Below are 25,088 nucleotides of genomic sequence, written 5' to 3' on the forward strand. Positions count from 1 at the left end.
TCAGGAATTCACTGCGTGAAGGGCGGAAGGGGTGTTGGCGGGCACGTGCCGGTCCGTCTGGTTGCTGTCGGCGCCCTGATCGGCAGTGTACTGGCAGGTCCCGTCGATCCAGGTTGCCAGGACGCCAATGGAGGAGATTCGATCGGCGGCGAAGGTGAGGGGATCCTGGGCCAGGACGGCGAAATCGGCCTTCTTGCCCACAGCGAGCGAGCCCAGGTCATCCTCGCGACCCAAGGCCTTGGCGGCGTTGATGGTGTGGGCGGCCAGCGCCTCAGCGGCTGTGATGCACAAGTTGTTGGCACCGAGCTTGTGGCCGTTGCGGGTCACCCGGGTCACGGCAGCCTGGATGGCTTCCAGGGGGCGGGGCTCGGCCACGGGGGCGTCGGAGCTGATGGTGACGGGGACCCCGGCGGCAATGAATTCCCCCAGCGGGTTGAACCGTTCGCCGGGGGTGCCGATGGCCTGCTGCACGCCCTCACCCCAGTTGTAGTAGTGCTGCGGCTGGTTGACAGGGTAGATGCCTGCCGCGGCCATGCGATTAATCTGATCAAGGGTGGGCAGGCCGCAGTGTTCAATCCTGTGGCGGGCGTCGGCGTCGGGATGCTCCGCCAGCGCCGATTCAATGGAACCGATGACCATTTCAATGGCTGTGGGTGACTGGGCGTGCGTTGCTGTCTGCAAGCCCGCCGCGTGGGCTTTGCGGATGAGCTCCTTGTACGCTGACGGCTCGTGGTAGAGCTGGCCGGTGCGGCAGGGATCGCCCACATAGCCGTCGGGGAAGTAGGCAGTCCAGCCGCCCAGCGTGCCGTCGGCGTAGAGCTTGATGCCGGCGAAGCTCAGGTGAGCGTTGCCAAACTGGCCGTGCAGGCCCATATCCAGTGCGTCGTCGAGCAAGTGCGAGAGCAGGTACATGCTCACACGAACCTTGAGCTGGTTCTCCGCGGCCAGGCGCAGGTACATATCAAACTCACGGCGGGACACCTGAGCGTCACCAATACTCGTCACACCTCCCGCCAGGAAGCTCTCCTGGGCCACGCCGAGCTGGCGCAGGTGCTCGGCCGGCTCGTCGGCCAGGTGAAAATTGGGTCCGTGGTGGCCAATCTTGACCCCGTCAACGCCGGTGAGGATGTTGCAGGCGGCGTCTGACAGTTCACCCGTCAGCTCGCCGCTGCCATCGCGGAAAAACTCGCCGCCGTCCGGGTTGGGGGTGGCGGAGGTGATCCCGTTGAGCTCAAATGTGTAGGAGTTGACCACACCGCCATGCCCGGAGGCGTTCATCAGGTACACCTCACGGTCAAGCGCGACGGCGTCGAGCTCAAAGCGGGTGGGGTGGCGTTCCTCGAGCAGGTTCCTGTGCTCATAACCGTAACCGCGCACGGGCAAGCCATTGGGGATCTTCGCGGCCGCTTCCTTCAGCAATTCCACAATTTCACCGATGGTGGAGGCCTTGTCCGGCCCGCAGTCCACCCAGCTCATCATCTGCCCATACATCAGTGGATGGGCGTGGGCGTCAATGAATCCGGGCACGATGGTGGCCCCGGCAAAGTCACGGAAATCGGGGTACTGGCCGCCGTGCTCCGCTGCCGCCTCGCGGCAGTGCGCCAGGGAGCCGACGGCGACAATCTCAGGACCGATCATCAAGAACGCTTCGGCGTTTGGCGCCGTGGGATCCATAGTGTGGATTTTGCTGGCCGTGACGATGGTGGGACGGTGCCCAAACGGGCGGCTTTCAAAGGCTGTGAGTTTACGCAAGAACTTCTCTCCTAGGAATCGGAGGGTGGGTGAATGGTTTAGGGGAGTTCGACGACGGGGGAGTCCGGGCGTCCAGTGGACTTCCACGAGGCCACGTTTTGAGCTTGTTGGCGGACATACTCGGTTTCCGTGAAGTACGAGAAGTAGGCCATGTGGGGTGTGATGAGGATGCGGGGGTTGCCCAGCAGGGGGTGTTCGCCCTGGATCGGCGGCTCAACATCGAGCACATCCAGGCCAGCCCCCGCCAGATGCCCGGAGGCAATCGAGTCACGCAGCGCCTGCGAATCAACCAGTGCACCGCGGCTGACATTGATCAGGAAAGACCCGGCTGGCATGGCGGCCAGAAACTCGGTGTTGATCATGTCCGCGGTGTCATCCGTCAATGGCATGTGCAGCGAAAGGACATTGGCGGTGTCCCGCACCCCTTCCAAGGTGGTGCGCCTGATGCCGGCCTCGGCTAGACGTTGGCGCACCTCGAGCGTGTCCGGCAGCGCGGGGTCGTAGCCCACCACATCGCCAAATACCCCTGCTGCCATTTCGGCGAAGCGGGTGCCTATGCGGCCCAGGCCCAGAATGCCCAGCCGCGTCTGGCTCAGTCGCGGCGGAATGATGGTGTCCCGCTGATTCCAGTGTCCGGATTGCACCGTGGCGCTGTAGAAAGGCAGGCCACGCGTCACAGCCAAGGTGAGGGCCAGGGCGTGGGTGGCAACTTCTTCCGTGGCTGCGCCGGGAATGTTAGTGACCCAGATGCTACGCTCCCGGGCCGCTTCAACGTCAACGTTGTTGAAGCCCATGGACAGCAACGCGATGACCTTCAAGGACGCCATGGCATCCATGATCTCGGCCGTGATGGCGGCATACCCCACCAGCAAGGCTGTGGCATCGTGGGCCTCGGCGGCAATGCGCGCCGGATCCTGGGTGTTCAAGTAGTCAACGCTGAACCCGCAATCCTCCAGCAACCGCATCCCGGCGAGGAATTCGACGTCGTCCATGTCTGTGTAGACGGCCCGCAGGGTCTTCGCCGGCGCTTCCGGCGGTTTGGAGGGGTGGAGGGTGCTAATGGACATGGCTGAGGAACTTCCTGGTGCGTTCGTGCTGGGGATTTTCAAAGAACTGCTCGGGTTCGGCCTGCTCCACGATGACGCCGCCGTCAAAGAGGGTGACCTGGTTGGCCACGCGGCGCGCAAAACGCACCTCGTGGGTGACAACGATCATGGTCATGCCGGACTCGGCCAGGTTTTCCATGACCTCCAGGACTTCGCCCACCAGTTCCGGATCCAGTGCCGAGGTGGGCTCATCGAAGAGCATCACGGAGGGGTTCATGACCAGCGCGCGGGCAATCGCCACCCGCTGCTGCTGCCCACCGGAAAGCTCCGAAGGGTAGTGGTCTGCCCGGTTGTCCAGACCCACCTTTTGCAGCATTTCCCTGGCCTGGGCGCGGGCTTCGTGGTGCGAGATGCCTTTGACGCTTGTCAGCCCCAGCATCACGTTGCGCTCGGCGCTCAGGTGCGGGAACAGGTTGAAGCGTTGGAAGACCATGCCCACTTCCTGCCTTTGGATGGCGAGAGCCCGCTCCGGCAGATGCAGCACTTTCCCCTTGTGCTCGCGGCTGCCGATCCTGCTGCCCTTGAGTAGGATCTCCCCGGAGTCGGCCGGTTCCAGCAGGGCCATCAGGCGCAGCATGGTGGACTTGCCCGAGCCGGAGGGGCCCAGAACTGCCTTGACCTGGCCCTTGTTGATGTCGAACTCCACGCCCTTGAGGACCTGGTTGCCGTTGTAGGTTTTGTGAAGGTCCCGCACTTGAAGGACTGCTTGCGTTGTCATGGTGTGCTCCTGGGCAGGGCTGGTGACGGTGTTCATGAGATACCTACCTGGGTGGCGACGACGGGTTCAGCGGTCTTCTTGACTTTTGCCGTTTTGGAGGTCCACGCGAACTTCTTCTCCAAACGGTTTTGCAGGAACGAGAGAATGGTGACAATCACCAGGTAGTAGACGATGGCCGCTGCGTAGTATTCGGCGTAGCGGAAGGTGATGTTCACACCCACCTGGGCGGTTGTGAGCAGCTCGCGCAGCGAGATGACCGAAGCCAAGGATGAGTATTTGATCAGTCCGATGAACTCGTTGCCTGTAGGTGGGAGCGCAATCCTGATGGCCTGGGGCAGGACCACCTTGATCATCACCTTTGCGGGGGACATGCCCAACGCCCGACCGGCCAGCGCCTGGCCGTCATCGACGCTCAGCAGTGCCGAACGAATAATTTCTGACATGAAGGCCGCTTCGACCAGACCCAACCCCACGGAGGCTGCGATGAAGGGAGAGAACCAATCGGCGCGCAGTGCGGGAATCATCTGCGGAAGGGCGTTCCACATGATCAACAGCACCAACAGGGCAGGGATGGCCCGGAAGAACCAGACATAGAAGTGGGCAGGTGCCCGCAAGTACGGCTGTTTGGCCGTGCGGCCAATGGCCATGAAGAAGCCGATGACGGTTGCGAGGATGAGGGCGACGATGGCCACCGCCACCGACAAGGCCGCGCCCTTGATGTAGTCGACGCTGACTAGCTGCTCGAAGAAGATGTTTGGATCAAAAAACATTGTCTGTGTACTCTCGTGCGAATGGTGGGCGGGGCCCACTGCTAAGTGCGGACTGAGCAGCACCGGGGTGTGGTGCGGGGAATGTACCGGGCGGGATCGTGGCCCTAATTACTTGACGTCAAGAATGGTTGGGTCAAGGTTGTACTTGGTGGCGACCTTGGCCAGTGAGCCGTCGTCCTTGAGGGCTTTGAAGGCCGCAGCAATGGCAGGGGTCAAGGTGCTGCCCTTCTTGCTGAACACACCAAAGGTGGTGTCGGGGTCGAAGACCTGATTGGCCATTTCCAACTTGCCCTGGTTTTGGGTGACCATGTAGGCGGCGGCCACATTGGTTTCCACCAGGACCTCAGCCTTGCCGTTGATCACTGCCAGGACGGTGTCTGAAGTTTTGGGGTACTCGGAGAGTATCGGGGCGCTCTTGCCGGCCTTGGTGCATTCCTCGCCCATCGCGGTTATTGATGCTGCGTTGCTGGACGCGGCCTGGGCCACAACCTTCCTGCCACAGAGATCCATTTTGCTCTTGAGCTCGCCGGCCAGCCCCGGGGCTGCCAATGCTGCCGGGCCCGCGTTCATGATGGGTGCCGCATCAGCCACCTCCAGGCGTGCGGGGCTGGTGTAAAGACCGCCAAGAATCATGTCACAGCGTCCGCTTTGCAAGCCCGGCATGAGTCCGTCAAATGAGGTGACCTCGAATTTGATCTTGACGCCCCAGTAGTCGGCCAAGGCGCGCCCGGCATCGGCGTCGAAGCCAACAATGTCCCCGCCGGAACCGTCGGCGTAGTACTCAAGCGGGGGGTACTCCGGGTCGATGCACAAAGTTACCTGGCCGGCGTTGACCAGATCCTTGGGCGTATTGCTGTTTCCGACTGCAGCTTCTTCCCCAATGGAAGCTGAACAGCCGGAAAGTGCCAGCAGGCCGATGGAAGCCGCTGCAGCAAGTTTGAAGAAATTCGCCATTGTAGTTCTCCTGAAAGTGAGGCATTGCTGCACGCTTGGTGGTGTCAGCGGGGATGTCTCATCCAGTGTGTGACACGCAGCACGTTAAGTCAACAAATTATTGGAATATCTCAGTATCTGTTCCAATGTTGCACAGGAGTTTCGGGTAAACCGCTGCAAGTTGTTGGAATTGTTCCAGTCTTGTTAATTATTTGTCATCAGTGGCGTGATTGCTGATATAAAGATGGAATGGATACTTTGGACAGATCGCTTGTACATCAGCTGCAAGCTGACGGGAGGGCCTCCTACAGCGACCTGGCCAAATCCGTGGGCAGCAACCGCGCGCATGTGGCCGCCCGGGTCAACGAACTGTTGGCCTCGGGCAAGGTGAAGGTCATAGCTGCCGTTCACCCGCGGGTTCTTGGCTTCGAGGTGCTGGCCCACTTGGCAGTGCAGGTTTCCGGGGACAATGAGGAAACCCTGCGGGGGATCGATGCCCTGGATTCTGCCGTGTACATCTCCGAAACCACCGGAACCCACCAAATAGTGGTTGAGGTGCGCATGGGCACCATGGGGGAGCTGTACCAGACAGTGGCCCTTGTCAGTGCCCTTCCCGCGGTCACTGGCGTCAACGTTTTGTTGTACGAGCGGGTTATCCGCAGCCTGTTTCTGGGTGAAGAACCAGTGCTGGAGCGCCTGTCACTGGACCAAACAGACATCGACGTCCTGCGGATCCTCCAGCAGGACGGGCGGACAGGTTTCGCCGAGATTGGTGAAGCAGTGGGCGTCTCCATGAGCACCTGCAGGACGCGGGCGTTGCGGCTCATTGACGCAAATATCATGCAAATTGGCGCCATCACCCGGCGAAACGGGACCTCGGGCTCCATTGTTTTTGGCTGCGGCATGTCATTGATTGGCGACGCCTCACCCGAGGTTGTCCGCTTGTTAGCCAACGTGGATGGTGTTGAATTCGTTGCCCGGACCATTGGCCGGTATTCCCTGGTGGCAACCATAGCCACGGATTCACAGCACGCCTACAACCACATCGTGGCCCAGTTGAGGTCATTGGCCGGGGTTCGCCACATTGACACCTGGCTGCACACCCGGATCGTTCAGGAACGCTACGAGAACACGTTGGACCAGTTGGCGACGTTGATAGGGCACTGAATTCTTCCGAAAGTTCGACGGCGGCACGCGCCTTCTGTGGTGAAGGTGCGTGCCGCCGTCGTACTTTAAGGGAAAATCAGTCGGTGCCGGGCTGGATCTGGTCCGCAGCGCCAGGGCCCGTGGCCTTGATGGGGAAATCGTCCTTGAGCATGTCGAAGACATCCGGGCGCCAGGCTGGCGGCACCTGAACGAATTCGCCCACGGTGACCAGCCCCTCCTGTGCCCACTGGGCGATGTTTTGGGCGATCGCCAGCACGTCCGGGTCCGCGGCGTCCGGCTCCTCGAGGGCCTGGACGAGCAACTCGGCCTCGGGCGGGGCCTCGGAGGCGGCCTGGGTCAGCCAATCGGCCATGTCAAGGTGCCACTCCTCGTAGTCGCCTTCCTCGGATCCTTCGAGGGTCATGATGTAGATGAATTGGCCCATGAGGTCCCGCATGGCAAGGAGCATGTCGTCTTCGCCGGCAAGGGCCAGTGCGGCCGGGGTGGGGCGGAGGTGGTTTTCCTCGACGGACACCAGGCCCGCCACATTCAGCAGTTCCCAGTACAAATCCAGCCGGGCGGCGAGGTGGTCTTGGGGCGTGGTGACCTTGGCTGCGCCCAGCTTCCCTATCCCGCTGTGGGCCAGGGCCGCCAAGGCGTCCGGGGTCGCCTCCATGGTGCCGTCAGCTGTCAGCTCGCGGCCGTCACCCAGCCACTGAAGCAGGGCCAGCGTGTTCTTCCACAGAGGGGATTTCGCGGCCGTTTCAACCATTTCCTCCCGGCTGAGCACTGGAATGAAGACGTCGGCGAACTCCCAGTCCTCCGGGGACACCTCATCGCTGTCGAAGTCCGAGCCGGGCCCGCCGGTTTGATTGCACACGTCCCGAACTACATCCAGGTCCTCCGGCGCGCCGGTCCAGAGGCGCATTTGGTCCAGATAGTTGGCGTAGTCGCGCACGCCGCTGCGCATGCCCATGACTCCCACCGGGTTGGCGTCGGCCGTCACGTCCATGACCTCTTGGACCGCTGCGGGCACCAGGGCCGTGGGATCCATGTGTGGTTCCACAATGCGGTACATGTCGAAGAAGTCGTCCAGGATCAACAGGCTCATGTCGATCGACTTGTCCGGGCGGCCCTGGGATTCCAGCCAGGCAACAAAGCCCGGCGACAGGGCGATCATGGCGCGTTCCAGCCGGGCATCGGCCGACGGCGTGGCATGCGTCCGGGTGGCCGCGTCGGCAGCCGCTTTTACGGGATTGCCGAAACGGGACTTCTTGGTGCTCTTGGGCTTCTTGGCCACTGCATTCCTTGGGATAGCGGGAGGGTTCCCTTAAAGGTAACGTCAAAGTCGATGCAGCGCTGGCCGGCATGGTGCCGGTGGGGATGCATCGTCAGGTACGCCACACCCAAAACGCTCGCTCACACTATGTGAGCGAGCGTCGTCCGAAAGTGCCTCATATGTGAGCGAGCGTCGAAAGAGGGTGGTTCCTAGGCGGTGAATGGCGTGAGCACAATCTTGCCGGAGCCGTGGCCGGACATGCTGGCCGCGAACGCGGCGGCGGCCTCCTCCATGGGGAAGGTCTGCGCAACGTCCACGCCGAGGCTGCCATCCTCAACCAGCACGCTCAGGCGCTCCAGTTCAGCGGCGTCGGGGCGAACCCAGATGTACTGCCCGCCGTGGCCAAGAACAGTCCAGTCCGCGATGGATACGTGCCGGCCGCCTTCCTTGAGCAGGGCCAAGGTGTCCTCAAGGACGCCGCCGGCAAAGTCGGCCACGGCATCGACGCCGTCGGGAGCCAGCGTGCGCACGCGCGCCACCAAACCCGCGCCATATTCCACCGGCTCGGCACCCAGTTCACGCAGGCGATCATGGTTTTTGGTCGATCCCGTGGCAATGACGCGCGCGCCGGCCAGTGCTGCCAGCTGGATGGCCGTGCGGCCTACGCTGCCGGAACCGTTGTGGATCAACAGGGTTTGGCCTGCTGCCGTGCCCAAGGCGTCGAGTGTGCGCTGGGCCGTCATGCCCGTCAGCGGCAGGGCTGCGGCCTGCTCCCAGGACAGCGATTTGGGCTTGTGGGCAACGGCGGCTGCCGGCAGGGCGATGAGCTCGGCAAAGCTGCCACCCTGGACGGTGTCGCGGCGTCCGTAGGAGTAGACCTCATCGCCCACCTTGAACTCGGGAGTGTCAAAACCTACTGCTTCCACCACGCCGGCAACATCCCAGCCCGGGGTCACGGGGAAGTTGACGTCCATGAGCGGATCCAGCCCGCCGGACATGACCTTCCAATCAACGGGGTTCACGCCGGCTGCCTTGACCCGGATCAGCACAGCGCCGGGGGAGACCTTGGGCGTGGGTCGCTCGGTTTGTACCAAAACTTCGGTGCCGCCATATTGTGCGTAGGTCATGGCCTTCATGGTTGAGCTCATGGTGTGAGTCCTTATCGTCGTGTGGATACCTTGCTTATGTAGTGCCAAACCCGCGAGCTGCGCCGAAGATTCCCGTGCTGTTGGGCGCCGAACCCGTCACCGGTTTGGCGCAACACTGTTCTGTGCCGAAGTGCCGGGGAGTTTGACGCAGAGCGGAACGGTTCGTTGAGGTGACTGTAGGCTTCGCGTATGAGCGATATCACCGTCCAGCGCTACGCCTATGGCCCCGATCCTACCCAGTGGGCAGAGCTGTTCCTACCCTTTCAACGGAGCCTGGAAGGCGTTGTTGTGGTGATCCACGGCGGGTACTGGCGCAGCGCCTACTCTGCCGATTTGGGTGCGCCGTTGGCCGCCGATTTGGCGCGGCATGGGGTGGCTGCGTGGAACCTGGAGTACCGGCGCATGGGCAATGGCGGCGGCTGGCCCACCACGTTCCTTGACGTGGCAGCGGGCATTGACGCACTGGCCATCGCTGCCTCCGAGCATGGCCTGGGCCTTGGCTCCGTGGTGATTTTGGGTCATTCGGCCGGCGGGCAACTGGGCGTCTGGGCCGCGGGCCGTTCCACCTTCCCGGCGGGGGCGGTGGGTGCGCAACCCGCGGTGGCGGTGACCGGCGTCGTGAGTCAGTCGGGGCTGCTGAACCTGGGCCAGGCGCAGCAGCTGGGGCTCAGTAACAATGCCGTGACGGCGCTGCTGGGGCCAAACGTGGCGTTTGCGGATCCGCTCGCAGCGGTGCCTCTGCCCGTGCCGGTTCTTGCCATCCATGCCGTGCACGACGCCGACGTCCCCGCCTCCCAGAGCGAAAGTTACGTTGCCGCTGCTGTGGAGGCGGGCGGAGACGCGCGGCTGATCAGGGTGCCGGGGGACCATATGGACCTGATTGACGTCGGCTCGGCGTCGTACGACATCTGTCGGGAACTTGTGTTGGGGCTGCTGGGCCGGGCGTAGGGTGGGTGGGTGAGCACCTGAAGGAAAAGGAAAAGGCATGCCCAAGAACACCCGCAAGATTGAGTCCGGCATTGAGACGGACTTCAGCGACAAGATGAGCTATGGCAGCTACCTTGCGCTGGATACCCTGCTGAGCGCCCAACAGCCCGTCAGCAAGCCCGAGCACCATGATGAAATGCTGTTCATCATCCAGCACCAAACCTCCGAACTGTGGCTGAAACTGGTGCTCCACGAGCTGCGGGCCGTGCGCCTTTACCTGGCCGAGGACAATCTGCGGGCGGCCATGAAGGGCGTGGCCCGGATCAAGCACATCCAGCGCTCGTTGACCGAGCAGTGGAGCGTGCTGGCCACCTTGACGCCCAGCGAATACGCCCAGTTTCGTGGCGACCTGGGTGCCTCCTCCGGGTTCCAGTCCTACCAGTACCGGGCCGTGGAATTCCTGCTGGGCAACAAGAACGCCGGCATGCTCAAGGTGTTCGCGGGGGACCCCGCAGCCCAGGAACTGCTCGCTGAGCTGCTGGAAAGTTCCAGCGTGTACGACGAATTCCTGCGCCTGCTGGCGCGCCGCGGATTTGCCGTACCCGCCGAAATCCTGGACCGCGACGTCACCCGTGCCCACGTGTTCAACGCCGAGCTGGTGCAGCTGTTCAAGATTGTGTACGAAGCACCGGACGAGCATTGGGACCTGTACGAGGCCTGCGAGGAACTCGTTGACCTGGAGGACAACTTCCAGCTGTGGCGTTTCCGGCACATGAAAACCGTGATGCGTACCATCGGCATGAAGCACGGAACGGGCGGCTCCTCCGGTGTGGGCTTCCTGCAGCGGGCGCTTGAGCTGACGTTTTTCCCGGAACTGTTTGCTGTGCGGACCGAAATCGGGCAATAAGACTTTGCGCCAGCGCGCCGTAGCATGCTGATGTGGTGCCGCTGTCACAGGGGCGCCACATCCGTCTGGCTATGGTGCGCGCAACTAGCTGGTTTGTTCCTGCCAGCGCCGCTGAGCCGCAGCGTCAAGGGCCGCTTCCACCCAGCGGCCCATGCGGGCGTAGGCCTGTGCCCTGATCTCCGCAGGGGAGAGGAACACGTCATGGAAGGCTCCGGGAATCCTGTGCAGCGTCACGTCCAGGCCCAGATCAAGGGAGCGTTTGGCCACGGAGTCCACGTTCAGCACCACATCGGCGGCCAGGGCGTTGGCGGACCACCTGGGTTGCAGGTAGCTCTTGTCGGACAGCATCACCAGCACCGGGGCCTTGATACCTAGGCCGCGCGCCAGCTGCGCCTGTCCCTGGAACACGGCGTTCAAAAATGCCGGAGTGACGGGGAAGCCGCGGTCCGGGCGCCATTCTGATGAGTAGTCCCATTCGCCGTCGTACCGTTTTGACACGGCCCGGGTGTAGAAGCCGGGATCGATGGGTGGCAGGGGCGCCAGCGGCTTGAATCGGCTGCGCGCGGAAATGAGGGGTGCCACCATGGCCCGGCCCATTTCGGTGGCTTGAAATTCCAGCCACGGGCTGTTCAGGACCACAGCTGCAGCCGCGTCGGGATGCCGTGCCGCCCACAGGCTCAGGGTGAGGCCGCCCGTGGAGTGACCCAGTAGAACCAGTGGACGTTCGCGGGGGACCTGGTGCGGAACGGGGCGTTCGCGGCCCGTCAGCGCGTCAAAGGCGGCGCTGAGTCGTTGTTTGGCTTGCTCGAGGAACGCCATTTCAAAGGATTGCGCATCGGCAGGCTCCTGGGCCGCAGGCTGGGCCAGCACTTCTTCGGTGACCGGGCGCCGCCCCATGGCCGCCAGCGCGGCGGCAAGGTCGTCGTCGTACTCGGTCAGGGAAGCAACCTGGCCCGGGACAAGCCCCGGGCGCAGGCTGCGGCCGTAATTGTGCAGATCCAGCGCATAAAAGTTTGCGCCAGCCTGGTGCCAGAATTCGGCAAGTTCGCGCTGGAAAAAATAGTCGCTCCAGCCATGGACATACAGGATGTCGGCCCCCGCGAGAGGCCGCGGGTTCCCTTCCGGGGCATCACCCACATAGCGGACCAGCGTGGCCGGAGCGCCGGCGGGCAGGTCGAGGGTGAGCTGTTGAAAGTTCGGGCCGAGGACATCCTGCTGCCATGAGGTCATAGTTCGATGCTAGCGGGCTATGACCAGTATCCGAGCGCAAACTCGGCGATGATCACCGAAAGCAGGAACGACGCCGTGATCGCCACAAGGCCCACCGGGACAATCTTCCAGCCAATATTCTTCAGCAATGGCACATCCTTGCCTAGGGACAGTCCTGCCAGGGTCAGCATGACGGTGGCGATGGAGAGGAAGTCGACGGCGGAGACCAGCTTGACCAGCGGCTCGCCGGCAAAGAACCACGGGCTGGAAATGTAGGCGCCAATGGTGGTGATCCAAATGATGGCCGAGACCTTCCGGGACACCTTGCCCAGGAACAGGCCCAGCAGGACCAAGCCCATCAGCACGGCGTAGCCGCCAAGGACATTCCAGTGCAGGCCCTTGGCCGCCACCGATGCTGTGGCCACACCCAGGATGGTCAATACGCTCAGGGAAACCCACAGGGGCAGCTTGACCTCGGCGGATGACTGGGCCACCTTTTCGCGGAATTCGCGGTTCATTTCGTCTTCTGCGGCGGCAGCGGCGCTCTGCTCGGCCGTGGGGGCAACAGCGGCAGCGTTGGCGGTAACAAGGGCTTCTGCTGCGCGGGTCTTGCGGGTGAGTAGATTGTAGAACTTCTCCGCCAGGGGCAGGGAAACGTAGATGCCCACGTAGACGCCCAGGATGGTGGTGATCAGGTTGGAGACAGCCGCCATGCCGAGGATGGCTTGTTCGTCGCCCGGGTAAGCCTCAATGATGCTGGCCGCGGAGGCAGCCATCATGGAGCCGGAACCAACGCCGGAACCCATGGCCAAGGCCAGCGGGTTAAAGATGCCCCAGTTGGCCACCAGGGACGTCAGCAAGGTGATGAAAACGGCGCCAAAGAGTGTACCGAAAACGTACATGGCCAAAACGCCGCGGTACTGGTCGGAGTCTGGCCCGTACTTCTCGGAAACCATGGCAAAGGACGGTTCACGGTCCAGTGAGAAGGTGGCGCCCACCGTGGCCTTGCCCATGCGCAGCAGCACTGCCAAGGGAAGTGCCAACATCACGGTGCCAAGCAGGTGGCCGATTTCCTGCAGCAGCAGGGCGGGCCCCGCCTTGATCAGGACCGGAAGGCTGGGGCCAATGTTGAAAGCCAGGCGGGCCACCAGCAACATGACGGCCACACCCACCAGAGCGGAGGCCACTTTTTGCAGATCCAGGCCCAGAGGCTTGAACTTTTGAACAGAGATCAGCAGCCCCACAATCAGGCCCCAGACCATCGGGAAGATGACGATTGAGCCGATGCCGACGTTGATCTTCGCGGAGCCGATGAACTGCACGGCCAAGGCGATGATCAAGGCCAGCAGGGCAATGGGAAGTGTTTCTTTTAACCCGACTTTGGCGGGTGCGATGCGAGTGCTCATGCTGTGTGTTCCTCGGATAAGGCCGTGCCGTAGGCGGCGGCAATGAATCGGGTGCGTTGTTCTGGGTTGGTGGCAGCGTCTGCCGTGGTCCAGGCCAGGGCGACTGCTGCCTCAAACATGACGTCGTAGGCGGCCGGGGTGTCGGCCAGGGCGGCGAAGGCGTGGGAGTGGATGGGGACGTCGGCGCCGGGGATGCTCAACCACGGGTGCAGGCTGGGGATGACCTGGGAAATGTTGCCCATGTCGGTGGAGCCGCCGCCCAGCCCTGCTGCCGGTGAGGTGTCCTTGCCGAAGACGTCCATGGCTGCCGTCCAGTGAGCCGCAAGGTCGTCGTCCTGCAGCAGCGGCTCGTAAAGGGGCTCGGTGGGCTCAATGGACAAGCCAGTGCCGGTGGCCAGGGCGGCACCCTCGAAGCAGTTCCGGACCCGGACCAGCAGCGATTCGTACTCCGGCAGGGTGAAGGCGCGGCATTCAAATTCCACCACGGCCTTTTCGGGGATGATGTTCGTGACGTGGCCGGCCTCGGCCACGTACATGGCGATGCGGTGGTCGCCCGGAATTTGCTGGCGCAGCAGGCCCACAGCCACTTGGCTCAGCACGGCGGCGTCGGCGGCGTTCACGCCCAGGTGCGGCGCTGCTGCGGCGTGCGCGGCCTTGCCGGTGAACGTTGCACGGTAGCGGCCCACGGCTTGCGCGCTGGTTCCGGCGGGGTTGTAAGTGATGCCATCCTGGACCGGGTGAACCATAAGGGAGAGGCCCACGCCGTCGAACGCACCGTCAGCGAGCATAATGGCCTTGCCGCCGCCGTGCTCCTCGGCGGGGGTGCCGATGGCCTTGAGCGTGATGCCCAGACTGTCCGCGAGCGGTGCCAGAGCCAGGGCCGCGGCCACTGAGGCGCCGGCGATCAGGTTGTGGCCGCAAGCGTGGCCGATCTGCGGGAGGGCGTCGTACTCGATACACAAGGCAACAGTCAGCGCGCCGCTGCCCACGGTGGCCGTGAACGCCGTCGGAAGTCCCGAGGTGCCCATCTCAACTTCGAAGCCGCCCTCACGCAGCAATGCGGCGATCCCGGCAGAGGCGCGGACCTCCTCAAAGGAGAGTTCCGGGTGTGCGTGGATGGCGCGGGCCAGGAGGTGGACTTTTTCATGCCAATGTTCGACGCCGGACGCCAGCTCGGCGTGGACGCCGGCTGCTGCGGCGGTGATGTCGGTCAGGTTCATGGTGGAGTTTCCTTGGGTGTGGCGGGAGGGTGGAGTCGGGAGTGAGAGTGGCTAGTCCAGGTGGATGTCCAGGTCTTTCCAGAGCTGTTGGGAGCGGCGGATGGTCTCCCGGCTGCGCTCCGGGTGGGCGGCCTGCATGCCGGCGAGCAGGCCGTACACCACGGAGGTGGTGGCCGTGACGGACTGGAAGAACGCGATGCCCTCGGAGGGGACAATCAGCAAATGCTCAGCAATGGCGGCCAGCCGGCCGCGGCGCATGTCGCTGATGGCGATGATGGTGGCCCCTGCCCGGTGCGCAGACTCGGCGGCGGCAATCATCTGGCCAATGGAGCGCCAAATGTTGATGACCACCATGACGTCGCCCGGTCCCAGCGAGTTCGTGCTGGTCACCAAGTGGACGCCCGCCCGGCTTTCAACGCTGATGGGGTACCCCATGGTGGCCCCCAGGTGGGCCATGACACCCGCGGGTGCGGCGTAGGAGCCATGGCCCACCACCAGGATCGACTTCGCCGCGGCCAGCGTGGCGATGGTGGCCTCGACCTCGGCCGGCTCATTGCTGTCCAGGGTTAGGCGGAGGTTTTCAATGTCCCGGGTCAAGGCAGCCCGCAGGGGGCTGCTGTGCTCGCCGTGCTGGACCAAGGTGTCCTCGGTGGAAATCTTCACCAGATACCGTGAGCGCAATTCGCGCTGCAGATCCGGCCAGCCCGCAAATCCCAGGGCCTGGGCGGCGCGGACCACGGTGGAGTTGTTGACCTGGGCACGGGCGGCAATTTCCGCAATTTCGGCATAGGAGGCCAGTTGCGGGTTGCGCATGATCACATCCGCAACCCGGCTCTGGGCCTTGGGGAGGGCCGTGCCAGCCATGATGTCATCGAGCCAATCAACGCCGGGCCCGGTGGGGTCCATGCGGGTGTGAGTGGCATCTGCGTCGGGGTCCGCTGCGGGGCTCGGCAACGTGGCATCAGGCACATTCGCGGGCTGGGGTGTTAGGTGGGTCACTCCGCAATTATGATTGCAGAATTAAAGTTTTGCAATCCCAATTGCAAAATGTCCATTTTTGGACACATCCTGCGCCTGCGGTGGCGTGGAGCGGGGGAACTCTGGGCGCACGCAACTCGACGCTGGCACACAGGAGTATGCCGGCGTCGAAGGTTGGGCGATGTTAGTTAGCAGGCGGGGCTTACGGCTGGGGTTCGAGCATAAGGCGCCGGTTCTCGGCAAACGCGTCCGCCGTGTGCTCGTCGAAGGCAGCGCAGTGGCCACCCACCAGGGCCTCCACGGCTGCCTCGATGCGGGGAGTTTCCGCGGCCTGGCCGGCCTGGATCTGGCCGACAGGCCCCACCACGATGTAGCCCCACTCGTACAGTGCATCGCAGCCCAGGGCGCAGGTCAGCATGGCATTGGACGCGTAGTCCATGCGTTCCTGATCGTTGCATTCGGGGCGGGGTTTGATGTGGCCAGCAATCAGCAACCGGGCCGGGTACTGTTCGCCACACAGGGCGCACGGGGCAGTCAGGCGTCCCCGCAGCAAGTTCTTGCGCAGATGGGCCTGTTCCAAGCGGATGGTCGTCAGGGTCTTTTCATCCGGCTCATCGGCGCCCCACACGCTGCCGGGCAGGCCGCGCAGGCTTGTTGCCGACGATTGCGGGGCTGTGACACCAGCCTCGGCCAGAAGCTCCTGCCCCTCCTCGACGGAAAGGGCGGAAATGTAGCGCTGCGCAGGTTTGCCGGCTGCATTGAAGGGTCCGGGCCCGCCGTCGGCCGTGATGTCGGCTGCGCGTTGGCGGTGCAGCTGCAAGTTTTCTGCCAGCGGGTGTGTACGCACCAACCAGCCTTGGTCGGGTTCTTCGAGATGCTTCTCATATCCCGCAGGGCGCGGACTGTCCTGCCACTGGTCCGTGACCACGCTAATGGCCCGCACGTAGGGGCCGAAGTAGTTGAACACCACGTCGCCCTTGCGAAGTTCCTTGATGATCTCCCGCTCTGCATCCCCGTCGGGGGCCGGGCAACTCCAGAGGGTTCCATCGTCGATGGCTGACTCATAGTTGCGGCCGTGGCTGACCCACCAGTAATTCATTTTTGTAACTCCTAGCGTCCTCGCATGGCATTCGGCGTTCCGTTTCAGCCTAGCCCCTAGGGTGCCCGGGTGGGCAGAATGTGCAGCTCATGGCAGAATTGGGGATGGCCCGGGTGCAGACGGGTCCAGTGATAATACAGCCGACAGGCCCAACCTCCTTGCGGAGGCGCCGGTATGAGCAAACCACTTAGCTACAGAAATTTGAGACTTCATCATGTCCTCGCTGCAAAGCAACGCTTCGGCAACCCCTCTTTCATCAGGCGCCCGCGCCACACCCTCCTTCGCCGCCGTCGGAAGTCCCTACTTTGGGATCCTGTTGGCGTGCATGGCAGTGATTGTTATTCTCTCCAACATTGGCGCCTCCAAGGGCGTGCTTTTTGGGCCCATCGTGACCGACGGCGGGTTCTTCCTGTTCCCGTTCGCCTACATATTGGGTGATGTCATCAGCGAGATTTATGGTTTCAAGGTGGCCCGCAAAGCCATTCTGACCACCTTTGCGCTGTCCATTTTCGCTTCCCTGACCTACTGGGTGATCATTGCGCTGCCCGGATTCACCGACGACTACGGAGTCACCAAGCAGCAGGCAATGGAAGACGCGCTGGGGCCGGTGCCGCAAATTGTGCTGGCCAGCCTGCTCGCGTTCCTGGCCGGGCAAACCATCAATTCCACGATCATGGTCAGGCTCAAAGCGCGTCACGGCGAACGTAAACTGTGGGCCCGTCTCATGGGCTCCAGTGGTGTTGGCGAATTTGTTGACACGCTGATCTTCTGCGCCATTGCCGCGCCCGTCATTGGCATTGTGGGCTTCGGGATGTTCGCCAACTACGTGGTGGTGGGCTTTGTGTACAAGGTGGGTTTGCAGTACCTGCTGATCCCCGTCACCGCTGCCGCGATCGGCTGGTTCAAGCGCCACGAGCCGACGTACGTCGCGGCCTAAAAGACCACATCGGCAGCAAATTTCGGTGGCGGGCCTACTTTTTCGGGTAGTAGCGGCGCAATGTCTCGGCCTTGAACGCGAAGAATGTGCCGTCCTCGATGGCGAGACGGGCGTCGTCGACCATTTTCACCACGAAACGCTCGTTGTGGATGGAAATCAAGGTCGCCGACACCATCTCCTTGGCCTTGTACAGGTGGTGAATGTAGGCGCGCGTGTAGTTCTCGCACGTGTAGCAGTCGCATTCCTCGGACAGGGGCGTGAAATCGCGCTTGTACTTGGCGCCGGAGAGGTTAAAGCGGCCGTCAGGGGTGTAGAAGGCCGAGGTACGGGCCACCCGGGTGGGGGAGACGCAGTCAAAGGTGTCGGCCCCGTTTTCGATGGCCGTGAAGATGTCATCGGGTTCGGAAATGCCCAACAGGTGGCGCGGCTTGTTCTCGGGCAGTTCCTCGGAGCACCAGCGCACAATGGTGCCCAGGTTTTCCTTCTCCAACGCCCCGCCGATGCCGTAACCGTCAAAGTTCATTTCGCCCAAATCATGGGAGGCCTTGCGGCGCAGGTCCTCATACTGGGCGCCCTGAATCACGCCAAACAATGCCTGGTACGGCTTGCCCACGCGCTCCTCGGTGAGGCTGAAATGCTCGGCAATGCAGCGCAGCGCCCAAAGCCGCGTCCTTTCCAGTGACATCTCCTGGTAGCCGCGCGAGTTCAGCAGCGTGGTCAGCTCATCGAAGGCAAACATGATGTCCGCGCCGATCTGGTGCTGGACCTGCATCGACACCTCGGGGGTGAAGCGGTGCATGTCCCCGTTCAGGTGCGACTTGAACCAGACGCCGTCGTCGTCAATGTGCGCCAAACGCTCCTTGCCGACGGCCACCGAATCATCGGCACCGGCGTGGGGGGAGGACGCCACAGCGTCCATGTTGATGACCTTCTTGAAGCCGGAACCCAGGCTCATGACCTGGAAGCCGCCGCTGTCGGTGAAGGTGGGGCCCTGCCAATTCATGAATTTGCCCAGCCCGCCGGCAGCGTCCAGAAGGTCGGCGCCCGGCTGCAGGTACAGGTGGTAGGCGTTGGAGAGCAGCGCCTGCGCGCCCAGCTCGGCCATGGACTCGGGAAGCACCGACTTCACGGTTGCCTTGGTGCCCACAGCAATGAAGGCGGGGGTCTTGATGGTTCCGTGGGGTGTGGTGATGACGCCCGTGCGGCCCTGAAACTCCCCGCCGTTGAGCGCAATCTGGTCGGCGCCCGGTGAGCACGTCTCGTTCAGCCGTGTGGTGACGTCAAAGCTGAATTCACTTTGCGACGCCGGACGGGCGGGGATGGTGCCGGGTGCGCCTGTGGGATCGGGCGCGAGGAAATTTGTAACAGTTTCAGGGGAGGACATGGTTCCATTTTGCCAGTGTTTGCCCGCATCCCCTTCCGAAGGTGTCCAACGCAACCCGCCGCACCCGTTTATTCGTCGGAGTAGTGGTCTTCCATGAAGGCGTCCCACTGTGCGGCGATGGCGTCAAAGTGGTGGGCGCCCAGTCCATAGGTGGTGGCGCAGATTTGGGCGCCGGGGTGTTCTCGCACGCCGGGCAGGGGCGCCTGTGCAGCCATGATCAGCAGCCCGTCGCCGTGCTCAGCGTAGTCGGCCACGGTCAGCCCCACCTGGGTTTCCGTGCGGTACCAAACTTTTCCCGCCAGCGTGGCGCCCGTGTTGAGCGTGATCTCGTAGGCTTCACCGGCTTCCGGCAGCCAGCCGGTGTCGATGCCCAAGGCGTCCCAGAGATTGGTGTGGGCCGCGCTGGTGCCATCAACATACAGGGTGCGCCGGGGTGTTTTAGGGTGGCGTTCCACGGCGAACTTGAGCTGGTGCACGAACATGGTCCAGCCCTCGGTCACGTCGGCATCGTATTTGGCCCACTCACCGGTGGTGACCCCCCGGGTCAGCGTGAGCAAGGTGCCATCGGGCCGGGGCTCAAGGACAAAGACGTCGCCCATTTCCAGCTCCAACCGCAAATGGTCGGCGCTTTCGGTAACGGAAGAAAAGTAGATCTGCGTAATCTCCTCACCCAGGCCGTCGATGTCCCAGCCGTGCCACTGCGCAACCCGTGACGGTTCCCGGAGCATGCGCCACAGCTGTTCGGCGTCGGCATTGATGAGCAGAGAAATCTCGGTGGCAGCCATGGAAGGTAATCTACGCCGGATACGCGAAACCGGCTAGTGTGGCGCGCGGACTGCTACCGGCCCAAGCCCGCATAGGAGATGGCCTGGCGCACCAGAGCCCCGCGGCCGCCCACAAATTCCGATTGCACATCCTCGCTGAGCACCTCTTCGGGCGTCATCCAGGTCAGTTCCAGGGCGTCCTGGCGTGGTTCGCATTCGCCCGTGACGGGGATGACGTACACCATGGCCACAGCGTGCTGGCGTTCGTCCGTGAAACCGGTCTCTGAAGGGGACGGCAAATACTCGGCCACCGTGAACGGCAGCGGACTGACAGGCAGCTGCGGGAACGCCAGCGGGCCCAAGTCCTTTTCAATGTGGCGGATCAGCGCGGCCCGGATGGTCTCGCGGTACAGCACACGCCCCGAGACCAAGGTGCGCACCATGGCGCCTTCCTCGTCAGCCTGGAGCAGCAAACCAATTTCGTTGACATAGCCCAGCGGGTCGATGCGCACCGGAACCACCTCCACATAAACCATGGGAAGTCGGTTGCGGGCCTCATACAGGTCTTCGTTGGACAGCCAGCCGGGATATGGATCAGGAGTACGGACGCTCATACCTAAGTTCTACCCCATCCGCGCCCCACTCGCCGCCTCCGTTCCGCTAAGCGCATCAAAATTCCAGCGAATCCACAATCCGAAGGGTTCCGCCGTGCGGGTTTTGGACCACCACAACGTCCCCGTCAAGGGAGGCCGGCACCCCCGCAGCGGCGAGTTGGGCAGCCAAGGCGGTGAGGTCGCCGTCGTACTTAAATCCAAGTTCGACGCCGGAGCCCTCACCCAGGCGGGCGGCCGTCAGACCGCCGTTCTTGGCGTGAAAGAGGGTGGGCGCGTCGGGACGCCCGGCCACCGGCCTCGCGCCGATGTCCGCCAGGACCTTTTCAGCCTCCCCGACATCCGGGGCGCTCCACAGCTGCACCACCGTCAGAGGGCTGGTGGCTGGCTCGGCGGAGGGGGTGTCCACCACGGGGTCGGCCAGGAACGTGAAACCGTCCGGGGCAATGACGCGCGCGGTGGGGCCGTGGCCGGAATCAACCAGCTCGGCGTGCGTCCCATCGGCAAGCGTGCGGCGGACAAAGATCGGGGCGTCACGGATTTCAAAGCCCAGCGCAGCAGTGCCGTCCTGCTCCCCTGGAAGGACCCCCTGCAGACCAACTTTTCCGTTACCTGAATCGAAGACCTGCCAATCGCCGGCGTCCTGGACACGCCACATGCCCAGCGCAAGCAGCAGTTGCGAGTACTCAGCGAGCTTTGAGGTGTAGAGGACTGGACGGGCGCGCAGCATGGTCTCTCCTGAAGAAGTGTTTACTTCCAATTATCAACCCAACGGCGCCCATCGTGGCGATATTGTTGGACCATGGTTGAACTTCCGGAGCTGCTCCTTGCCGACGCCGGTGCCTGGCGGGCGTGGCTGAGCGAAAATCACGCCTCAAGTCCCGGCGTCCGCTTGGTGCTGCACAAAAAGGGCGGTTCCGTGACGGAGCTCAGCTATGCGGGGGCCCTCGATGCGGCACTGTGTTTTGGCTGGATTGACGGGGTTGCGGGTAAGCGCGACGACGGCAGTCACCTGCGGCGGTTTACCCCGCGCACCAAGTCCAGCAAGTGGTCCAAGATCAATACGGGCCATTTTGACCGGCTGGTTGACGCCGGCCTGATGGAAGCTGCAGGGCGTGCGGCCGCCGATGCCGCCAAGGCGGATGGACGCTGGGAAGCTGCCTATGAGGGGCAGGCCAGTGCCGAGTTTCCCGCGGACTTGGCGGCTGCCATTGCGGCAAATCCACAGGCGCAGGCCATGTTTGACGTGCTCACGGCCACCAACAGGTATGCCCTGATTTACCGCACCACCAGCGTCAAGACGCCGACTATCAGGGCAGCAAACGTTGCACGCTTTGTGCAGATGCTTGCCAGCGGCGAGACTCCGTACCCGCAAAAACGCAAGCCTGCCGGCGCGACGTAGCACTGCCCGGCACCGGTGTGGCCCGGCACCGGTGTGGCCCGGCGCGGCACGGCCTACTGGGCGAGCACCCCAACGCCGTCGCGCGCCTCGAAAATCAGCTGGGTCTCGGTTTGGCGCACCACCCGGTGGACGGTGATGTGTTTGAGCACCAGATCGCGCAGGGCCTCGGGATTCTCCGCCGCCACGTGCAGGTGGAAGTCATCTTCACCGGCGACATGAAACGCGGCGATGACGCCGGGAACCTGCGTCAGCTGACTGTACAAGGTGTTCACATGCTCGGCGTTGTGGCTGCCCAGCCGCACCTTGACAATGGCTTGCAGTGGGAATCCCAGCGCCTCAAGGCTCAGCTTGACCCGGGTTCCCACAATGACACCGGCGTCCCTGAGCGTTCGCAGCCGGTATGCGCAGGTGGACTCGGCAAGGCCCAGCCGTGAGGCAATGGCCTTGTTGGTGAGGCCGCTGTCCGTGAGCAACGCCCGCAGGATGGCCAGATCCAGGGGATCCAGTCCGGCAGCACCCTTGGGTGTTTGTGCTTTCTGCAAGGTGCCTCCCGTAGAGCCGGTATCCCTTGGTGGAAATGCTTGATTTGGCTCACTTTATTACTCATTCATTCAAATATCTAGATAAATGTTGTTCACACGTTCATTGTTGAGCCATGAATAGCGAATTTTTGAACCCCGATTCCGTGGCCGTGCATGGTGGCCGTGAGGACCTGCAGGCGCTGGGTGTCCACGCGCTTCCCCTTGACCTGTCCACCACGAACCCGCTTCCCGACATTGAACGGGGCGGGGATTCCTATGAGTCCATGGCGCTCGGCGGGCATCCCCTGGCCGACGGCGGCTCCGTGTACGCGCGGTTGTGGAACCCCACGGTTGCCCGCTTTGAATGCGCCCTGGCCCAATTGGAAAAGGCGCAGGCGGGGGTTGCCTTCTCCTCGGGGATGGCAGCCATGACCGCTGCCATCCTGGCCAGCAAGGCCACCGCCCACGTCACGGCCCAAGATGGTGGACGCAGCACCGGCCAGCCGCATGTGGTTGCCGTTCGTCCGCTGTACGGCGGCACCGACCACCTCCTGGCCTCCGGCCTCTTGGGAGTGGAGGTGACCTTCTGCACGGAAAACGAGGTTGCCGCCGCCATGCGCAACAGCACCGTCCTGGTGGTTTTGGAAACGCCGGCAAACCCCACCCTTGATCTGGTCGACATTCGCAACGTGGTGGCTCAGGCGGGCGGCGTGGACGTCCTGGTCGACAACACCTTCGCCACGCCCATCCTGCAAAACCCCATCAGCCTGGGTGCCGCCATGTCCCTGCACAGCGCCACCAAGTACATTGGCGGCCACGGCGATGCCGTGGGTGGTGTCATCGCCTGCAGCGAGAAAACCGCAGAAGCGCTGCGCCGGGTCCGCGCCATCACCGGGGCCATCTTGCACCCGCTGGGAGCGTACTTGCTGCACCGCGGCCTGACCACGCTGCCCATTCGTGTGCGCAGTCAGCAAGAGAGCGCCCGTGTCATTGCCGCCTGGCTGGCCAACCATCCGGCGGTGGAGAAGGTCTATTTCCCGGGGAGCGACGGCGATCCACGGTCCCTGCTGCAGCACCAGATGCGTGGTCCCGGAGCCATGGTTGCGATCACCCTGCGCGGCGGCTTTGACGCGGCCAACCGATTTACCTCGGCCGTGCAACTGTTCACCCATGCGGTTTCGCTGGGCGGCGTGGACTCACTCATCCAGCACCCCGCCGCGCTCACCCACCGCCCGGTTGCCCCGGAGGCCCGGCCTGGTGCCAACCTTGTCCGCCTCTCGATCGGTCTGGAGGACGTTGCTGACCTCATCGCCGATCTGGACCAGGCGCTCAGCCCGCTGGGGTGCTCCGCGTCGGACCCCCGGGTGGAAGCCGCGGTGCTGTAGGGGAAAAATGGGCATCGCGGTCTGGGACCAGTCCGTCCACAGCTGGTTCGTGGCCCGGCGCAGTCATGGGGCACCGATCCTCTGGGAAATCGTCACCGCGGTGGTGCTCGCGTACCTGTTGCTTTCGCGCCACAGCACCACCGTGCTCCGGGCGGTTGCGGTGATTGCCGCCGTCGTGCTGATCCCGGCGGTAGCCATCAGCCGGCTCTACCTGGGCTTTCACTGGTTCAGCGTCGTCATGGCCTCCGTGGCGCTGGCTGTGGTGATGCTGGGGCGGGTCCTGGCTGTGGACACGTGGCAGCCGCTGCAAAAATACTCCATCGCTGCACGGCGGCCGAAAGCTGTTCCGGAGCCTGCCCGGCAACTGCCGCAGCCGTCTCCCTGACCATGTCCGACGCCGTTTCCCGGGTTTTCGCCGGCAGCCTCTCCTCGCGCGCGGCCAGGGCAAGATAGCGGCACAGAATGCCTGTGAAGAGACTGCCGTCGCCGCCTCCCGGCTCCAAGCGAATCCCCTCCCCGGGCGTGCGGAGTTGGCGGGCAACCGCGTCAATCAGCCCGGCGGCTTGGTCCAGGTACTCGGGCTGCCCCAGTTCCAGCAGTGCGGCCAGAATGGGGCCCTGGTTGTACGTGTAGATGGTGTTTTCAACGTCGCGGCCCGTGGCTGATGGGTGGATGCCGTCCACATAGAGCCCCAACTCCGGGTCAAAGAGTTCGCTGCGCAGCCACTCAACAATGCTCCGGGCCCTATCCACCTCGCCCATCCGGGTGAAGTGGAGTGCGGCGGGACCGTTGGCCGGGGTGTTCTTGAAATCACGTTTGCGGGACCAGTAGATGCCGCCGCCAAGGACCATGTCATGGGCAAGGTGCAGCTGTTTGTGCAGGGCGCTGACGGCGAACCGGGCCAGCGGTGCGCGGCGGCCCTTAACCTGCAGGTGGAGGTCGTTGAGCCGCGCGGCTGCCAGCGCCAGCCAGGCCATGTCGTCATAAAAATAGTTGGGAAAGCGCAGAAAGTTGCGGATCATGATGCCGCGCAGCAGGCGTTGTGCGCGTTGGAGTTCCTTGGCTGCGGCCGCTCCTTTTCCTGTGCTGAGCGCGAGCTGGGCCGCATCGATCATGGCGTCCAGATAGTGGGCCTGCCACCAGTAGTTCCAGGGGGATTGCGGGGTTGAACGCCGGCGGCTGGCTACTTGCCCATCACCGGCGGCGTCAACGGCGCCTAGCCAAGTTCCGGGCAGGCCCATGAGGCGGTGGCCAAAGCGGGTATTCACGTCCGAGCCGGCTTGTTCGGCGAGCGCCGCCCAGTGGGCGGCTGTGGCCCCGGCCGTGGTGGGCTGGAAGTGGTTGCCTGTCATGGCACCAAGCGTACTGTTTGGCCGTTCCGAAAAGCTCCGTCACGCGGGTCCGCCACCACAGAATTTCAGTTAGTATTCATTAACGCAATCATTTCTGGGCCCGGTTCGCTTCGGGCCAGCCTCAACGAGGAGGA

The 25,088-nt window shown here is 63.4% G+C and carries 24 protein-coding genes; 6 read left to right on the plus strand and 18 right to left on the minus strand.

Annotation, left to right across the window (positions count from 1 at the left end):
* The 5 genes from CVS27_RS01525 to CVS27_RS01545 all read right to left on the minus strand — a co-directional run bounded on the left by CVS27_RS01525 (position 1) and on the right by CVS27_RS01545 (position 5,300).
* Entirely contained in the window at positions 1-1,752 is a 1,752-nt protein-coding gene (locus tag CVS27_RS01525) for an amidohydrolase (protein WP_207767421.1), read from the minus strand.
* 38 nt (positions 1,753-1,790) lie between these two features.
* Positions 1,791-2,819, minus strand: a complete 1,029-nt coding sequence (locus CVS27_RS01530) for a C-terminal binding protein (RefSeq protein ID WP_103463967.1) — start codon at positions 2,817-2,819, stop codon at positions 1,791-1,793.
* Positions 2,809-3,576 carry an amino acid ABC transporter ATP-binding protein gene (locus CVS27_RS01535; RefSeq protein ID WP_103464116.1) on the minus strand — a complete coding sequence of 256 codons (768 nt, stop codon included), beginning with the start codon at positions 3,574-3,576 and terminating at the stop codon, positions 2,809-2,811. The genes CVS27_RS01530 and CVS27_RS01535 overlap by 11 nt, the downstream gene beginning before the upstream one ends.
* A 32-nt stretch (positions 3,577-3,608) precedes the next feature.
* Positions 3,609-4,346 (minus strand): amino acid ABC transporter permease, encoded by a 738-nt coding sequence (locus CVS27_RS01540; protein WP_103463968.1) that lies wholly within the window; start codon positions 4,344-4,346, stop codon positions 3,609-3,611.
* A gap of 108 nt (positions 4,347-4,454) precedes the next feature.
* Positions 4,455-5,300, minus strand: a complete 846-nt coding sequence (locus CVS27_RS01545; RefSeq protein WP_103463969.1) for a transporter substrate-binding domain-containing protein — start codon at positions 5,298-5,300, stop codon at positions 4,455-4,457.
* A gap of 228 nt (positions 5,301-5,528) precedes the next feature.
* Here CVS27_RS01545 and CVS27_RS01550 point away from each other — a divergent pair, with 228 nt between their 5' ends.
* Complete coding sequence (locus tag CVS27_RS01550) at positions 5,529-6,446, plus strand: Lrp/AsnC family transcriptional regulator (protein ID WP_103463970.1); 918 nt, start codon at positions 5,529-5,531, stop codon at positions 6,444-6,446.
* Between the two features lie 76 nt (positions 6,447-6,522).
* Here CVS27_RS01550 and CVS27_RS01555 read toward each other — a convergent pair whose 3' ends face one another.
* Entirely contained in the window at positions 6,523-7,725 is a 1,203-nt protein-coding gene (locus tag CVS27_RS01555; RefSeq protein WP_103463971.1) for a hypothetical protein, read from the minus strand.
* Between the two features lie 188 nt (positions 7,726-7,913).
* Positions 7,914-8,840, minus strand: a complete 927-nt coding sequence (locus tag CVS27_RS01560; protein WP_103464117.1) for an NADP-dependent oxidoreductase — start codon at positions 8,838-8,840, stop codon at positions 7,914-7,916.
* Positions 8,841-9,041: 201 nt separating this feature from the next.
* On the opposite strand from CVS27_RS01560, the gene CVS27_RS01565 reads away from it, so the two are divergent.
* Positions 9,042-9,800 (plus strand): alpha/beta hydrolase, encoded by a 759-nt coding sequence (locus CVS27_RS01565; RefSeq protein WP_207767422.1) that lies wholly within the window; start codon positions 9,042-9,044, stop codon positions 9,798-9,800.
* Between the two features lie 37 nt (positions 9,801-9,837).
* On the plus strand, positions 9,838-10,686 hold the full coding sequence (kynA, locus tag CVS27_RS01570; RefSeq protein ID WP_103463972.1) for a tryptophan 2,3-dioxygenase: 849 nt from the start codon (positions 9,838-9,840) through the stop codon (positions 10,684-10,686).
* An 84-nt stretch (positions 10,687-10,770) separates the two neighbouring features.
* On the opposite strand, the gene CVS27_RS01575 is transcribed toward kynA, so the two are convergent.
* The 5 genes from CVS27_RS01575 to CVS27_RS01595 all read right to left on the minus strand — a co-directional run bounded on the left by CVS27_RS01575 (position 10,771) and on the right by CVS27_RS01595 (position 16,598).
* Positions 10,771-11,916 (minus strand): alpha/beta hydrolase, encoded by a 1,146-nt coding sequence (locus CVS27_RS01575; RefSeq protein WP_103463973.1) that lies wholly within the window; start codon positions 11,914-11,916, stop codon positions 10,771-10,773.
* Between the two features lie 17 nt (positions 11,917-11,933).
* Entirely contained in the window at positions 11,934-13,301 is a 1,368-nt protein-coding gene (locus CVS27_RS01580; RefSeq protein WP_103463974.1) for a DUF3100 domain-containing protein, read from the minus strand.
* Positions 13,298-14,521 (minus strand): amidohydrolase, encoded by a 1,224-nt coding sequence (locus CVS27_RS01585; protein ID WP_103463975.1) that lies wholly within the window; start codon positions 14,519-14,521, stop codon positions 13,298-13,300. Before CVS27_RS01585 ends, CVS27_RS01580 begins: the two co-directional genes overlap by 4 nt.
* Before the next feature lie 51 nt (positions 14,522-14,572).
* Positions 14,573-15,427, minus strand: coding sequence for a MurR/RpiR family transcriptional regulator (locus CVS27_RS01590; RefSeq protein WP_103464119.1), 855 nt, complete (start codon positions 15,425-15,427; stop codon positions 14,573-14,575).
* A gap of 274 nt (positions 15,428-15,701) precedes the next feature.
* Positions 15,702-16,598 carry a hypothetical protein gene (locus tag CVS27_RS01595; RefSeq protein WP_103463976.1) on the minus strand — a complete coding sequence of 299 codons (897 nt, stop codon included), beginning with the start codon at positions 16,596-16,598 and terminating at the stop codon, positions 15,702-15,704.
* A 214-nt stretch (positions 16,599-16,812) separates the two neighbouring features.
* Here CVS27_RS01595 and CVS27_RS01600 point away from each other — a divergent pair, with 214 nt between their 5' ends.
* On the plus strand, positions 16,813-17,535 hold the full coding sequence (locus tag CVS27_RS01600) for a queuosine precursor transporter (RefSeq protein ID WP_103463977.1): 723 nt from the start codon (positions 16,813-16,815) through the stop codon (positions 17,533-17,535).
* Positions 17,536-17,569: 34 nt separating this feature from the next.
* Here the strand turns inward: CVS27_RS01600 and tgt are convergent, their stop codons facing one another.
* The 4 genes from tgt to CVS27_RS01620 all read right to left on the minus strand — a co-directional run bounded on the left by tgt (position 17,570) and on the right by CVS27_RS01620 (position 21,024).
* Complete coding sequence (gene tgt, locus CVS27_RS01605; protein WP_103463978.1) at positions 17,570-18,919, minus strand: tRNA guanosine(34) transglycosylase Tgt; 1,350 nt, start codon at positions 18,917-18,919, stop codon at positions 17,570-17,572.
* 68 nt (positions 18,920-18,987) lie between these two features.
* Positions 18,988-19,704 carry an SRPBCC family protein gene (locus CVS27_RS01610; protein ID WP_103463979.1) on the minus strand — a complete coding sequence of 239 codons (717 nt, stop codon included), beginning with the start codon at positions 19,702-19,704 and terminating at the stop codon, positions 18,988-18,990.
* A gap of 53 nt (positions 19,705-19,757) precedes the next feature.
* Entirely contained in the window at positions 19,758-20,297 is a 540-nt protein-coding gene (locus CVS27_RS01615; protein WP_103463980.1) for an NUDIX hydrolase family protein, read from the minus strand.
* Between the two features lie 55 nt (positions 20,298-20,352).
* Positions 20,353-21,024 carry a hypothetical protein gene (locus tag CVS27_RS01620; protein WP_103463981.1) on the minus strand — a complete coding sequence of 224 codons (672 nt, stop codon included), beginning with the start codon at positions 21,022-21,024 and terminating at the stop codon, positions 20,353-20,355.
* A 72-nt stretch (positions 21,025-21,096) separates the two neighbouring features.
* Here CVS27_RS01620 and CVS27_RS01625 point away from each other — a divergent pair, with 72 nt between their 5' ends.
* Positions 21,097-21,696, plus strand: a complete 600-nt coding sequence (locus tag CVS27_RS01625) for a YdeI/OmpD-associated family protein (RefSeq protein ID WP_103463982.1) — start codon at positions 21,097-21,099, stop codon at positions 21,694-21,696.
* 53 nt (positions 21,697-21,749) lie between these two features.
* On the opposite strand, the gene CVS27_RS01630 is transcribed toward CVS27_RS01625, so the two are convergent.
* On the minus strand, positions 21,750-22,238 hold the full coding sequence (locus CVS27_RS01630; protein ID WP_103463983.1) for an Lrp/AsnC family transcriptional regulator: 489 nt from the start codon (positions 22,236-22,238) through the stop codon (positions 21,750-21,752).
* A 113-nt stretch (positions 22,239-22,351) separates the two neighbouring features.
* On the opposite strand from CVS27_RS01630, the gene CVS27_RS01635 reads away from it, so the two are divergent.
* Positions 22,352-23,602, plus strand: a complete 1,251-nt coding sequence (locus tag CVS27_RS01635; RefSeq protein WP_103463984.1) for a trans-sulfuration enzyme family protein — start codon at positions 22,352-22,354, stop codon at positions 23,600-23,602.
* A gap of 236 nt (positions 23,603-23,838) precedes the next feature.
* On the opposite strand, the gene CVS27_RS01640 is transcribed toward CVS27_RS01635, so the two are convergent.
* Positions 23,839-24,954 (minus strand): glycoside hydrolase family 76 protein, encoded by a 1,116-nt coding sequence (locus tag CVS27_RS01640; protein WP_103463985.1) that lies wholly within the window; start codon positions 24,952-24,954, stop codon positions 23,839-23,841.
* Positions 24,955-25,088 lie beyond the last annotated feature (134 nt).

Source organism: Arthrobacter glacialis, assembly GCF_002909445.1.
Lineage (GTDB): Bacteria > Actinomycetota > Actinomycetes > Actinomycetales > Micrococcaceae > Specibacter > Specibacter glacialis.